This is a genomic window from Nodularia sp. LEGE 04288 (assembly GCF_963896525.1).
Classification (GTDB): Bacteria; Cyanobacteriota; Cyanobacteriia; order Cyanobacteriales; family Nostocaceae; genus Nodularia.
The window spans coordinates 25,490-40,421 of the sequence record NZ_CAWQOY010000044.1 but is presented as its reverse complement, the minus strand read 5'-3'; the positions used below and the strand labels follow the sequence as shown (position 1 = coordinate 40,421).

At 42.0% G+C, this 14,932-nt stretch carries 8 protein-coding genes; 3 read left to right on the top strand and 5 right to left on the bottom strand.

Translation table 11 applies throughout. The features are described from left to right. Nucleotides 1-93: 93 nt before the first annotated feature. Together AACX33_RS03705 and dnaK are read right to left on the bottom strand one after the other, a co-directional pair. Nucleotides 94-726 (bottom strand): acetoacetate decarboxylase family protein, encoded by a 633-nt coding sequence (locus AACX33_RS03705; RefSeq protein ID WP_193999446.1) that lies wholly within the window; start codon nt 724-726, stop codon nt 94-96. A 227-nt stretch (nt 727-953) separates the two neighbouring features. After that, a complete protein-coding gene (gene dnaK, locus AACX33_RS03700) occupies nt 954-2,855 on the bottom strand; it encodes a molecular chaperone DnaK (RefSeq protein ID WP_193999444.1) in 1,902 nt (633 codons plus the stop codon). Between the two features lie 542 nt (nt 2,856-3,397). Here dnaK and AACX33_RS03695 point away from each other — a divergent pair. Both AACX33_RS03695 and dusB read left to right on the top strand, forming a co-directional pair. Continuing rightward, nucleotides 3,398-4,225: an Rpn family recombination-promoting nuclease/putative transposase gene (locus AACX33_RS03695; protein WP_193999442.1), complete on the top strand. Its 828-nt coding sequence runs from the start codon at nt 3,398-3,400 to the stop codon at nt 4,223-4,225. A gap of 58 nt (nt 4,226-4,283) precedes the next feature. Beyond that, the gene (gene dusB, locus AACX33_RS03690; protein WP_193999440.1) at nt 4,284-5,336 is read left to right on the top strand and encodes a tRNA dihydrouridine synthase DusB; all 1,053 of its coding nucleotides are present in this window, start codon (nt 4,284-4,286) and stop codon (nt 5,334-5,336) included. Nucleotides 5,337-5,470: 134 nt separating this feature from the next. Here dusB and AACX33_RS03685 read toward each other — a convergent pair whose 3' ends face one another. From AACX33_RS03685 to AACX33_RS03675, 3 genes are all read right to left on the bottom strand, one after another. Beyond that, a complete protein-coding gene (locus AACX33_RS03685; RefSeq protein ID WP_193999438.1) occupies nt 5,471-8,593 on the bottom strand; it encodes a plasmid replication protein, CyRepA1 family in 3,123 nt (1,040 codons plus the stop codon). Between the two features lie 323 nt (nt 8,594-8,916). Beyond that, nucleotides 8,917-10,437, bottom strand: a complete 1,521-nt coding sequence (locus AACX33_RS03680) for a thioredoxin-like domain-containing protein (protein WP_193999436.1) — start codon at nt 10,435-10,437, stop codon at nt 8,917-8,919. A gap of 153 nt (nt 10,438-10,590) precedes the next feature. After that, complete coding sequence (locus tag AACX33_RS03675) at nt 10,591-12,138, bottom strand: hypothetical protein (RefSeq protein ID WP_193999434.1); 1,548 nt, start codon at nt 12,136-12,138, stop codon at nt 10,591-10,593. Nucleotides 12,139-12,662: 524 nt separating this feature from the next. Here AACX33_RS03675 and psaA point away from each other — a divergent pair. Then, nucleotides 12,663-14,921: a photosystem I core protein PsaA gene (psaA, locus tag AACX33_RS03670; protein WP_089092778.1), complete on the top strand. Its 2,259-nt coding sequence runs from the start codon at nt 12,663-12,665 to the stop codon at nt 14,919-14,921. The last annotated feature ends 11 nt before the right edge of the window (nt 14,922-14,932 follow it).

Genomic DNA, 14,932 nt, shown 5'->3' with positions numbered 1-14,932 from the left:
GATGCGATCGCACTCTTGAAGCTGTGATTTATACCCCTAATTTTTAGCCCCTAACAAAATCGCACTGCTTTCTCTGCTGCTTTCCCCGATAAATTAAGCTGTCCTCTGTCCTACAACTTTGGGCGCATCCACCCGTAAAGTCATCTGTTCACAACCCACAGTTACCAAAGGCTGAGTTAAACCTAAGCCAGCAAAAGGACTTTCAGCAGCAATTTCTAACTTGGAACCCACCAAACCCAAACGACCCTCAAATTTAAAGTTAAATATGAGCAAATTAGTCCCGATTTTACTGAAACTAGCAGCGCCTAACCGTTGCCGCCATGCTAGATTTTGCTGATCATAGTTGAGAGTACACAGCAGGCTATCGCCTTGACGGACAATAACACCTTTTCCTTTCCAGCTAAAATTAGCTAGTTCCTTGGGTAGTCCCCAAATCTCCCGACCACCAGCGACAGAATCCCCATGATCTACATAAATGTGGGATACCCAAACGCCGATTTTACCTTGATAAATTACCACAGCAGGGGCAAAAATTAACTCACTGTACTCCAGCACCGAACCTGAGCCATATTTGGATAAATACAGACCACCGAAAGTTTTACCAGGCCATACAGAAATAATATTTAACTCTGGCGGAACAAGCGATCGCACTTGGTCAATATTCACCAAATGCAGAGTTTGAATAGCATCACCTTTAAGAATCCAAGGTGCTGAAGGGTAAGACATATCGATTTCCTGAATGGAAAACTTAACTACAGAGATATTGAGGATGGGTTAGTATTTTATTTATTTTCTCCTTGGCGTAAAAACATGATTTGATTAATAATAGCTGGGGTGGCCTAGCCATACTTACTCTTATAGATATAGATCAAAAAATCTAGAGATAGATAAAAAAATCCCACCCAGGCATCAGCTTGGATGGGAAAAATATTAACAGGGGGCAATATTGAAAACTACTTGCTTTCAGTGAAATCAGCGTCAATCACATCATCACCGCTACCAGGAGGAGTAGGGCCACCATCTTGAGGTTCAGCACCAGGAGCCGCATCACCACCTGCTTGCTGATAGATGTTACTACCAACCGCAAACAATGCTTGTTGTAATTCTGGTGTCAGCTTCTTGATTTGCTCGTCGTCTTCTTTGGCAACGGCTTCACGTACATCTTTCACCAAACCTTCCACCTTCGTCTTGTCAGCTTCAGGAACTTTATCACCTAATTCTTGCAGCTGCTTCTCGGCTTGGTACGCCAAAGAATCGGCTTGGTTCTTGCGTTCAATTCTTTCCCGACGTTCTTTATCAGAAGAAGCATTTCGTTCAGCTTCTTGCACCATGCGGTCAACGTCGGATTTATCCAAAGTCGAAGCGCCAGTAATGCTGATGGACTGTTCCTTACCAGTGCCTTTGTCCTTAGCGGTAACATTGAGAATACCGTTGGCATCAATATCAAAGGTAACTTCAATTTGTGGTACACCACGTGGTGCGGGAGGAATACCATCAAGTCTGAAGGTTCCTAAGCTCTTGTTATCATTTGAGAACTCACGCTCACCTTGAAGCACGTGAATTTCCACATTGGTTTGTCCATCCACAGCTGTAGAGAAGACTTCCGATTTCTTTGTGGGGATTGTAGTATTCCGGGGGATAATCTTAGTCATCACACCGCCCAAGGTTTCTACACCCAAAGACAGTGGAGATACATCTAATAGTAAGATGCCTGTGACATCACCCGCTAACACACCTGCTTGAATAGCCGCGCCAACTGCCACAACTTCATCAGGGTTAACGCTTTGGTTGGGGTCTTTACCTAGTACCTGCTTCACCACCTGTTGCACGGCGGGAATCCGGGTAGAACCACCAACTAGTACAACTTCATTAATATCGGCTCTGCTTAATTTAGCATCCCGAATTGCGTTTTCCACAGGAATGCGGCAACGGTCGATTAAGTCCGAGCAGAGTTCTTCAAACTTAGCACGGGTTAAAGTTGTATCCAGGTGCTTGGGTCCATCCTGGGTAGCCGTTATAAATGGCAAGTTGATTTCCGCTTGAGAAACGCTAGAAAGCTCAATTTTAGCTTTTTCTGCCGCTTCAGTCAAACGTTGTAAAGCTTGTTTATCTTGACGCAGGTCAATTCCTTCTGCTTTTCTGAATTGTTCAGCCAAGAAATCAACGATTTTCTTATCGAAGTCGTCACCACCCAGGTGAGTATCACCAGAAGTAGCTAGCACTTCAAATACACCATCACCTACTTCTAGGATGGATACGTCGAAAGTACCACCACCAAGGTCAAATACCAAGATAGTTTCGTTGCTCTTCTTATCAAAACCATAAGCTAGAGAAGCGGCGGTAGGTTCGTTGATAATCCGCAGAACTTCAATGCCTGCTATCTTACCAGCGTCTTTGGTCGCTTGTCGCTGAGAATCATTAAAGTATGCTGGAACAGTGATTACAGCTTGGGTTACAGTTTCACCCAAATATTTGCTGGCATCTTCGACAAGCTTGCGAAGAACTTTTGCAGAAATTTCTTCAGGGGCAAACGGTTTACCAACAATCGGACAATCTAACTTGACATTGCCGTTGCTGCTCAGGACTTTGTAAGAAACTTCCGTAGACTCGTTACCAACTTCGTCGTAGCGTCGTCCCAGAAAGCGTTTAACAGAGTAAAACGTATTTTCAGGGTTCATCACACCCTGGCGTTTAGCGATTTGACCAACTAAGTTATCGCCATTTTTGGCAAATGCCACTACTGATGGTGTAGTCCGAAAACCTTCCGCGTTAGCAATAACAGTGGGTTTACCACCTTCCATAACTGCTACGCAAGAGTTTGTGGTACCTAAGTCAATTCCAACAACTTTTGCCATTTTAAGTATTGGCTCCGTATAACTACAAATGAATGAATGGGAATATAAGGGACTAAATCTTGAACCAATTGGTTTCAAAAGACAGTCAGTTCAGCATTAACAACCTTTAATTCGGCTTTCCTGGGGTTAAAACCTCAAGTTATCCTGATATATATACTGAGAACTTCAGTTATAGCCAGTCCATGAAGGAGGGTTTCCCGAACCTTGGACGGGACGGTTAATTTTAAAGGATGTATTTAGTGGGTTCATTGAGAAATTTACTTTCACTCTGTCTAATGTATGAGAATTAATACTTTCAGCAATTAGGGTGAACCGTAATCTCAAAGTGGTGTTTGCCGTCTTTAGGTGTAATAAACCCTAGATTTACTCAGGATAAATAGTCAAAAAAAGGCTCTATATAGCCAATAACACGGTCAAATCACACTTATCCTCTACAAACTAAATTTAGTTAGTACATAAGTACTACTATGCTGAATGAATAGATAATGCTCACCCATCAGAGGTAAAATCGCAAGAACGCAAATTTCAGTACTACATCAAGAGTGAAAACCGACAGTATTTTTTATCGCCTTTTTCAAGAATTGCCCAGTATTTTTTTTGAATTAATTGGTAATTCACCCCAGCTTGCTGAAACTTACACATTCGCTTCAATAGAAATTAAGCAAACGGCATTTCGTATAGATGGCGTTTTTCTGCCGACACAAGACGAACACAACCCCATCTACTTTGTTGAGGTTCAGTTCCAAAATGACACAGAAATTTATTCGCGCCTATTTTCGGAAATATATTTATATTTGCGGCAAAATCAACCTAAAAACTCATGGCGAGGAGTAGTAATTTATCCCACGCGCAGCCTTGATACTTCAGATATCAATAATTACAGCGAATTTTTCACCAGCCAGCGTGTTACCCGCATTTATCTAGATGAATTAGGGGAAACAGTATCATTGCCGATTGGGATTGCTACTATTAAATTAATAGTTGAGAATAAAAATACAGCAATTATCACTGCTAGGGAATTAATAGACAGAAGCCAGCAAGAGATTAACGCTGAACCAAAACGGCAGCAGTTACTACAATTAATAGAGACAATCTTGGTTTATAAGTTTCCCACAATGAGTCGAAAGGAGATTGAAGAAATGTTTGGGTTGAGCGATTTGAAAAAAACACGAGTTTATCAAGAAGCTAAACAAGAAGGCTTACAAGAAGGCTTGCAAGAAGGCTTACAAGAAGGCTTGCAAGAAGGTAGTTTGAAAGCTAAATTAGCAGCAGTATCTCGATTATTGGCGTTGGGTTTGACAGTTGAGCAAATTGCCCAGGCGTTAGATTTAAATTTAGAACAAGTTAGGCAAGCTGCACAAGGGGATTAAAGGCGCGTAAATAATCCTAAATACCATCAGCATCTTTAATTTTCACAGTTTAAATTCTATGCTTACACTATCTCCTACTTTAAAAGCTAAACTCTCGGAACCCCTGAAAATCGGCTCCTTTGAGGTCAAAAGTCGAGTGCTTCAGTCGCCTTTATCTGGGGTGACAGATATGGTGTTTCGTCGTCTGGTGCGTCGCTATGCGCCAGATTCGATGTTGTATACAGAAATGGTAAATGCTACGGGGTTGCACTATGTGAAAGAGTTACCCAAAATTATGGAGGTAGACCCCAGGGAACGACCAATCAGTATTCAGCTATTTGATTGTCGCCCGGATTTTTTGGCAGAAGCCGCAATTAAGGCTGTTGCCGAGGGTGCTGACACTATTGATATTAATATGGGGTGTCCGGTCAATAAAATTACTAAAAATGGTGGCGGTTCATCTTTATTACGTCAACCAGAAGTTGCTGAAGCGATTGTGCGAGAGGTAGTGAAAGCCGTTAATGTCCCAGTTACGGTAAAAACCCGCATTGGCTGGAATGATCAGGAAATCACGATTCTTGATTTTGCCAAGCGGATGGAAGATGCTGGGGCGCAAATGATTACAGTGCATGGACGCACCCGCGCTCAAGGGTACAATGGTAATGCTCGATGGGAGTGGATTACCCGTGTGAAAGAAATACTTTCTATTCCGGTGATTGGGAATGGGGATATTTTCTCAGTGGAAGCGGCTGTGAGATGTTTGGAAGAAACTGGTGCTGATGGGGTAATGTGTTCTCGTGGGACTTTGGGTTATCCATTTTTGGTGGGAGAAATCGACCATTTCTTGAAAACCGGGGAAATGTTACCGCCACCAAACTCAATTCAGCTTTTGGAATGTGCCAAGGATCATTTACAGGCATTATGGGAATATAAAGGCGATCGCGGTGTCCGTCAAGCCCGTAAGCACATGACTTGGTACGCGAAAGGTTTTGTCGGTGCGGCTGAGTTGCGGGGAAAGCTAAGTTTAATTGAAACAGTGCAGCAAGGTTTAGATTTAATTGACCGGGGAATTGAACAGCTAAATTATAGTTATGAACCAATGGAAGAAGCAACGAATTTTCAAGTTGCTTAATCTAAATCGACCCCCATTTATTAAGCAGAAAGCAGATTCTTGCTCCCTCTCCTTACTTTCGCGTAGCGTCTCCCTCTTCTCCCAAAGGGAGAGGCTAGCGCCAAGGGAGAAGGAGAGGGTTGGGGTGAGGTTCTTTAATTGTTTACCGCGACATATTGATTCTTCCCAGACTCAACCTTTAATTTGGGATAATGATTAGCCGTTTTACGGTCAAAATTATTGATACCAGCCAACATTAATTCATCTCGTTGATGCCAAATTGTAAATATTTTTTCCCTACCATCATAGAATGTCTCTGAATCTATTTGATATGTTTCATCCTCTCGTTTTAATTTCAAACCTAATAAATTTAATAATCGGCTGAGTATTTTTATTGCTGAAATACTTTCTTTTCCTCTGACTAAATCAATACCTAGCACTCTTTTAATATGTTTACTATGTTGAGAAGCAACATCTTTAAGCAAAAGTAAATCAGGATGATGTTCTGTAAATTTCCTTTCTGGTTCTAATAAATGCAGCATTCCCAATGCTCTCATAGCTTCAACCTTGCAGGTATAAGTTTTTAAATCTGGTAGAAAAACTTTTCCATCACCCCACAATAATTGTTGATGCCATTCTTGCTGATCTCTGACATGAAAATACTCGCTTTCATGTGTGAGATAATAGTGAATCAGTAATTGAAAATAGTACCCTTTATCATCCCGCAACTTTAATCCAGGAGTGACTGGAATACCATATCTTTGTCTGAGGGTATATTTATCAATTTGGTGACGTTCTGTTTCTGAAAGAGAATGTTTCTTTAATAGTTGCTCATATTCTACATAATTAATATCTCGCGCTGTGGTTACAGCAGTCGCGGCTGATAATTGATGTTGCTGCTTAATCTCTCTAATTTGGCATTTAATATCTTTAGCTTTTTGACGCTTCTCTGCCCAATCTCTTTGCACTTTCACGATTTCTACAACTAATCTTTTGCGGTTGGCTACATCCTCGGAATCTGTTGCCAAAAATGCTAGGCGTAAATCTCTCACAATATTATTGTGGACAGCATTACTTCGCAACCAAATTTGATGTCCATCTGCTATTAAACCATCTTGCATTGATTGGCGATATAGACGAATCGAAGCATTTACCCTAGCAGATAACTTTGCCCAAGTCCGCAAATGTATTGGGTCATAAACTAACGGCAAATCTACATCTATTTTATGTAACGGACTCAGCAAGGCTAAGTTTTCTTTTTGATTTTCTTGATACCAATCAGATAGTAATCGATAATTTGTACTCCCACTCCCAATTAAGCCTATTCCTCGCTTGGCACACCAAACAATCCGAGGGACATCATCTCGGACTCTGGCTAATGCTTGTCGTGCTTCTGAGTCAGGAATTACTCCTTGAAAAATTCCATAAACTCGGTCGAAGTGTTGGACATCAATACTAATTCCTGTACCAAGGCTAGGAGTAACAAAAACTGTATCATATTCAGGAATTTTTTGATTAATATCTCCAACAAAATCAACGGCTGGATGACCAGGTGTGCTGGTTGTGCGACTACTAATAACCAATGATTTGGGAAATTGCTGCCGTAATTTTTTTAAACGCTCTTTGAGGTAGCCTTCAATTGTTTCGCAACTATAACGCCCAGATCGGCTATCTGTAGTAACGTAACATTTAAGCCCTGCTATTAAATCTAATTCTAGTTTATGAATCAACGGTGTGGGGTTAGGAGAATCATAGAAAGTCACGTTCCAGCCTTTCTGCGGTTTCCATTGATTTAACAGCACCCAAGGCGTTATTTTAATTCCTGATAATCTTTGTAAATATTCTAAAGACACATCTGATAAGTCAGCATCTTGGGCAATTACTAACCCCCCTGTTGTCAAAACTGTGGAAATTAGTTGTTGAAATAATTTGAGAATTTTGACTCGTTTATGTTTACAAGTATTACTGTTGAGTAGATGCCACAAAGATTGTTCAACTTCATCTAGAATTAATATTGCCCCTTGCCAATCTTGGGGGTTGAGTTTCCAAATAGAATCAACACATAAACCGAAAGATTTAGTTTTTTGTAATAGGTCGCTGCTCATAGGTAAAGCTTTATCTGCTAGCATTAAAAGCTCACTATAATTAAATCCCCATTCAATACCAATTTTTTTACACAAAAACCGACCTAATTGAATTCTGTGTGTAATTAATAATATAGGTCGATTGATAGCTTTGGCTTGATTAACAATAGTTTGCAGTGCTGTAGTTTTTCCTGTGCCTTTGGCTGATTTTACTCCCACTAATCCCGCCGTGGGATAAGATACTTCTTCTAAGTAAGGACAGTTGACTGTGAGTGCAGCCGGAATCGTTAACTGAGTATGGGGTTTGCTTTGGGCTAAATAAATCTCTAAATCAGCACTTTGGCGATAAACTTTATCGAAAGCACTTGCGCCTTTAGCAACAATTAACTCATCAACACCTTTTTCTATTCCTGGAAGTTCGATAACTTTGACTGGGCATTTTTTTTCTTGGAATAAACAACCTAGTTGGGAAATGGCGTTATTGATAGCAGCAATTTTTCTCGGTTGAGTTTCAAAGTCAAAGCAAATATAAAAGGGGCGTTTTGTGATTGCGAATGCTGCTAAGTCGGGAATCAGTTGGCGACTTGTGACTTTACCAAATATATCTTTGACAACCCGATAACCACTGGTAATTCCCGGAATGGCGATCGCAGCGTATCCTTGTGTTAATAGTGCTGCTGCTTTTTTGACACCTTCGCAAATAATTACGGGTATATTTTGTTTCATTACCCATTGCCAAAACCCTTCAGCAGCTCCATGAGAATCAACATTGATACTGCTGGGCATGGCTAGATTATACCGTTGAGAGACTTGCTGCCAAATTTTTAGTGTTACCCGCAGACAAAATACTCTTGTGGGTGTGCTGGGTGGATGTTCGTACTTGATGGATTTGCCATTGTGATTAATTCTGGGTTGGTTTGGTTTAAAACAGCCCCATTCCATTGATTGCCAATTATTTAGAGGATCTAGACCAGAACACCACCAACCGCCTGCTGTGACATGATTATAGCGCTGTAACCAAGCATTTTTTACCATACCAGTGTTTGTACGGGGAAGATGCTCAGAAATTAACAGATACTCATAGGCTGATGCGTCTTGGAGAGATTGAAAATTAAGTTTTGCTAGGTGTAAATCAATACTACTACTCTTGACTAATTCCTCAAGGTGTTGGGTGTGTAAATTGTGCAGATACATGGGGCGACCCTTGAACGGAATACGATGGATTTAAAACTTACCATGCATTCGCTGATTTTTTATGGAAGAGATTACGACAGTTCAATGATATTTTTTTTACATCGTACTTGTAAATACATCGGTGATCAATCAAGGACATGATTCTGTGAGAGTACATTGCTGAAGTAATAAGCTTGTATTGTAATATTTGCTGATTATTAGTTTTAATTTTTCAGTAAATTTTCTATTTGATTAAAGTAAGTGTCGTATAAGAAATTTGTATAAATTAATTTTATGATTTTTTCAACTCAGAGGGGCGCGGAGATACGCAGAGGTTTTTGTATTTATCTGTGTTCATCTGGAATACACACATCAGGCGCACACAAACCAGAAAATTCTAAAGTTGTCACTTCAAAGCTATTCAAATCTACCCGACGGATAGCGTGGTTATTCGTATCACTAATATATAGATGGTCACCCATAACACTCAGCCCCGAAGGTTCAAAGAAACGTGTATTCTGACCTTGACCGTTTTGTAAACCCGCAGAACCATCTCCCAAAACTGTTTGACAATTACCTGTACTGGGACTAACTAATTTAATTTTGTGGTTGTAGGTATCTGCTACCCACAGATAATTCTGGGCATATTCAACTCCTAAGCAATGCTGCAACCGGACATTTTCACCTTGTCCATCAACATCACCAAAACCAAATAACTGTCCACTACCACAAATGGTTCTGACTTGCTGCGGTTCTTTCAGTCCCACGCCACGAATTGAACTTACTTCACTATCAGCAATATATAATTCTTGTCCATTGGTAGTGATTCCACTGGGTTGGGCAAAAACTGATTCGGTAATTAAACCGTCTATACAAGCTTCTGCACCAGTACCAGCATAGGTTTTAACGATGCCGCTCTCTAAGTTCATTTGCCAAATTTGATGTGACCCGGCCATTGCAATAAATAGGGTTTGTCCTAATTGCACGAGATCCCAAGGGGAATTTAAAGACGTTTCTAATCCATTACCACCATGAGGACGGATATTGTGGCTTTGTTTACCAGTTCCGGCGATGGTTGTGACTACTTGAAGTTTGAGGTCAACTTGCCGCAGGCTATGATTTTCTGTATCAGCAACGTAGAGAATTTGATTTTCTTGATCAAATGCCATTCCCTGGGGTGCGAAAAACTGCGCTTCGTTAAATGCACCATCGGTTAAGCCAGATTTTCCTGTTCCAATTATGTGTAGAATTTTTCCTTCGTAGTTACTCATCACCAGACGATGATGTCCAGAATCAGCGATGAATAAGCCAGCGGGAGTGGCGAGAACTTTACCAGGAAAAGCCAATGGTGTAGTTAATGGTTGACGCTGTTTTTCTAAAGTTAAGCTGAGTTCCTGGAAATTAATCGTACCTTTTGCTTGGTGTTGACTAATTAACTGCTGAATTAACTTGTCTAAAGTGTCACGCTTGCCTTCACCTGAAAGATCACCAATTACGTAACCTTCTGGATCAATGATCATGAAGGTAGGCCAAGCACGTACAGCATACTCTTCCCACACCCGAAAATCACGGTCAACTAACACTGGATGTTCGATGTCGTAGCGCAGGATGGCTTGGCGAATATTCTCAATTTCTTTTTCGTTGTCAAATTTGGCTGAGTGTACGCCGATGACGGTGAGGCTATCTTGATATTTTTGTTCTAAATATTTCAAATCTGGCAGAATATGCAGACAATTAATACAACAGTATGTCCAAAAGTCCAAAATTACGACTCTACCTTTGAGTTCTTTGAGAGACAAGGGTTTATCAGTGTTGAGCCAAGTGTAATTTTGTGGTAGTTGCGGCGCTCTGACACGGGGAGACATGGAGTATCCTTTGGTATTAGTATGAGGATGTAAATAATAGTACCCAATGAGAGTGCGATGGCGTAACCGCCCGCCGAAGGCGATCGCTTCCCAAAATCCCGCCTGATATTTGGTAGAAAATTTAGAAAGTGCGATCGCGACTCAGCGTTGCTGTTATTCCTCCATACTGGTGACTTTATATTCCCCAGCCTTTTCCTCTGGTTCTGGTATAGGCGTAGTTTCTGGAACTACTGGAGGCACACCAGGTGATGGTTTAACATTTGGGATCTGTCGCCGTTGGAAATATCTTTTTAATCCCAGTTTTTCAGGATCGGGAGCAATTTTTGTAGGTAACGGTGTTGATTCACCTGTTGGCATTACCTCTGGCTGTTGTTCAGATGCAGTTGACTCACTAGATTTTGGTGTTTCTGGTTGAGTTACTTTTTCCAGTTCTTCAACTAGAGGCTTGGGAGTTATCTCAGGTTGTGGTGACTCAATAACCTCTGGTAGTGTCGGGGGTAAACTCGGTGACGGTTCCATTGTCCGGACTGAACGACGTTTGAAAAATCCCTCTGACTTGGGTTTTTCTGGTTCAGCTACTTTTTCTTCCAGTTCTTCAGGTGTAACTTTTAGCTCAGGTGGTTGTGATTCGGTTGGGGGTGTTTCTGGAACTTCCGTTTCCGGAATAATCTGGGGCTGTGGTGACGGTGTTTTTTCAACAGTGGGAGTAGGTATGGGTTCAGTCACTGGTTTCTTAGCAGTGTAATTCGGGTCTACAATGCTACGCGCCTGATCCGCTTTTAATTCTCCTCTGACAATTCTCGACAGTGTGTCTTTACCCTTGGGCTGATAATTAATCAGTCTGGCTGTGGTATTAAACGCATTTTTTACAGGATTTCCCTGATTATCGAGGAATTCTAATTTTACCCAGTTATTCCCAGGTTTGAAGCCCTTGAGGTAAATAGCTTGCCAACGATCCAAAATGAAGCTTTCATTATTAATTGTGCAACGAATGCGCCAATCGCTGATTGTATCGTTGGGGTTGTTCTCAGCGACAAGGCGCAGAGGCGCGTTAGTTAAATAAAAGTCTAGTAGGATTGGTTCTGCCCCATAACTGCCTTTAGGACGACTGTAGGTTAACACTGGCAGAGTCGGATCAGGGTTATTATCCTCAGTTTTTGTGAAAATATGAAATGTTGTCTGGGCGTAAGCACCTTCATTTTTAAAGCTTTCGTGCCAAGGACGAGAAGCAAAGACACGCAGGGTATGTGTACCTGGGGAAACTTCTGGTAAAACTAGAGGCTTGTTTACATCGTAAACAGCTATATAAGGTTGGTTATCCAGGATTACGTGTAGATGCGGGCCTAATTCCAAATCAGGATCTTTAAATATTGGTATATCTTTTACCTGAAAGCTGACTGTAACTGTATTGTCTTGGAGAACTTCATCAGGTTGGGGAGACACGATTGTGACCTGGGGTCGATAATTTTCCAAACTGAGGCGTAGTTCTTGAATTACCTCTGGTGGGGAAACTTCGGAAAATTGCTGAGAAATCTGAGAAATTTTGGGCGGGTTATTTCTCTGAATAGGCACTTCTTGGCTACCCGCTTTTTCACCACAACTGGTTAAACTCAATACCAGCACCAATGTCATCAGCCACTGCAAAATAGTAAATCTCAGAGAAAATATCTGGTTTAACACCCCTGGCTGCCACGATTTCATGCATTTCATCCTAGTGATGGTTGGTCGTCGGTAACTGATTAAGTTATTTTTGCTTAAACTGTCCATCGGACACCATAACCCAAAAGGTGAAATGTTTTCCAAACCGCATAACATTTTATTTTGATTTTCTCAGCTAAGTTTAAAATAATTAATAATTTTTTCCAGTTTTTTATCGTAGCAATTGAAACAGGCACAAAATTTTCAGGAATATATAGCTGTAACACCCGCTACATAAGGTTAAACCATAAGTTATACGAATTGTTATCCTTTGTAAATTAAATGAATAAACCCTTGACTTTTCGCTAAAAAGTTGGGAGATAAAAAGCTTGTAGAGCAATTATTTGGGCTAATTTGAATTATTGTTAAAATGTATTTAACAATGCACCTGTAATGACTCTATAATTCAACAGAAACAAACTTCCACATAGAGTCTTCATCACTGCTCCAGGAATTCTGTAGTTTGCGACTAGGTTTAACTTTGTGGTATTTATGATTCCTCATTCCTTACTAAGAGAGGAGGTCGAATGACGATTAGTCCTCCGGAGCGAGAGGAAAAGAAGGCAAGAGTCATAGTTGATAAAGATCCGGTTCCTACCTCATTTGAAAGATGGGCAAAGCCAGGACACTTCGACAGATCCTTAGCCAAAGGTCCCAAAACCACCACCTGGATTTGGAATCTTCATGCCCTCGCCCATGACTTTGATACACATACAAGCGATTTAGAAGACATTTCTCGTAAAATCTTCGCGGCACACTTCGGACATTTGTCCGTAGTAGCGATTTGGTTGAGCGGGATGTTATTCCACGGCGCTAAATTCTCGAATTACGAAGCTTGGTTAAGCGACCCACTCAATGTGAGTCCCAGCGCTCAAGTAGTTTGGCCCATTGTTGGACAAGACATTTTAAATGGTGATGTCGGCGGTGGATTCCGCGGTATTCAGATCACCTCTGGCTTGTTCCAAGTATGGCGCGGCTGGGGGATCACAAGCTCATTCCAGCTTTATGTCACAGCTATTGGCGGCTTGGTACTAGCAGCATTGTTCTTATTTGCTGGTTGGTTCCATTACCACAAGCGCGCTCCCAAACTGGAATGGTTCCAGAATGTTGAGTCAATGCTGAATCATCACTTGGCAGTATTGCTGGGTTGTGGTTCCTTGGGATGGACTGGACACCTAATCCATGTGTCAGCACCAATCAACAAACTCATGGATGCGGGTGTAGCTGTTAAAGATATACCTTTGCCCCACGAGTTCATTCTGAACAAAGACTTGTTGACAGATTTGTATCCCAGCTTTGCTAGTGGGTTAACACCATTCTTCACCTTGAATTGGGGTCAGTATGCTGACTTCCTTACCTTCAAGGGCGGTTTGAACCCTGTAACAGGCGGCTTGTGGATGACCGATATTGCCCATCACCATTTGGCGATCGCGGTTCTGTTCATCATTGCTGGTCATATGTACCGTACCAACTGGGGTATCGGTCACAGTATTAAAGAAATCCTGGAAAACCATAAAGGTCCCTTCACAGGAGAAGGTCATAAAGGTTTGTATGAAAACCTGACCACATCCTGGCACGCTCAGTTGGCAACTAACCTTGCTTTCTTGGGTTCACTGACCATCATCATTGCTCACCATATGTACGCAATGCCTCCGTATCCTTACTTGGCAACGGATTACGCGACGCAATTGTGTATATTCACACATCATATGTGGATAGGTGGCTTCTTGATTGTTGGTGGTGCGGCTCACGCAGCCATATTTATGGTGCGGGATTACGATCCTGTGGTGAACCAAAACAACGTGCTAGATCGTGTGATTCGTCACCGGGATGCTATCATTTCCCATCTGAATTGGGTGTGTATTTTCTTGGGCTTCCACAGCTTTGGACTGTACATCCACAACGATACAATGCGTGCCTTGGGTCGTCCTCAAGATATGTTCTCTGACTCGGCAATTCAGTTGCAGCCAGTATTTGCTCAGTGGGTGCAAAATCTGCACACTCTAGCACCTGGTGGTACTGCTCCTAATGCCATAGAGCCAGTTAGTTATGCTTTTGGCGGCGGTATTTTGGCTGTCGGCGGCAAAGTGGCAATGATGCCTATTGCTTTGGGTACAGCGGACTTTTTAGTTCACCACATCCACGCCTTCACCATTCACGTCACCGTTCTGATTCTGCTCAAGGGTGTGTTATACGCCCGTAGTTCTCGTCTGATTCCAGACAAGGCAAACTTAGGCTTCCGCTTCCCTTGCGACGGTCCAGGCCGTGGCGGTACTTGCCAAGTATCTGGTTGGGACCACGTGTTCCTCGGATTATTTTGGATGTACAACTCCCTATCGATTGTGATCTTCCACTTCAGTTGGAAAATGCAATCAGATGTCTGGGGAACAGTAGATGCAGCAGGTAATGTGTCTCACATTACTGGTGGTAACTTTGCCCAAAGTGCCATCACCATCAACGGCTGGTTGCGTGACTTCCTGTGGGCGCAAGCTTCACAAGTAATCAACTCCTACGGCAGTGCTTTATCTGCTTATGGTCTACTCTTCTTAGGCGCTCACTTTGTATGGGCATTCAGCTTAATGTTCCTGTTCAGCGGTCGCGGCTACTGGCAAGAACTAATTGAGTCCATTGTTTGGGCGCACAATAAGCTGAAAGTAGCACCAGCAATTCAGCCTCGCGCTCTGAGCATCATTCAGGGACGAGCTGTAGGTGTAGCTCACTACCTCTTAGGAGGAATTGTGACCACCTGGGCATTCTTCCACGCACACATCCTTTCAGTAGGGTAGCAATTCACTTC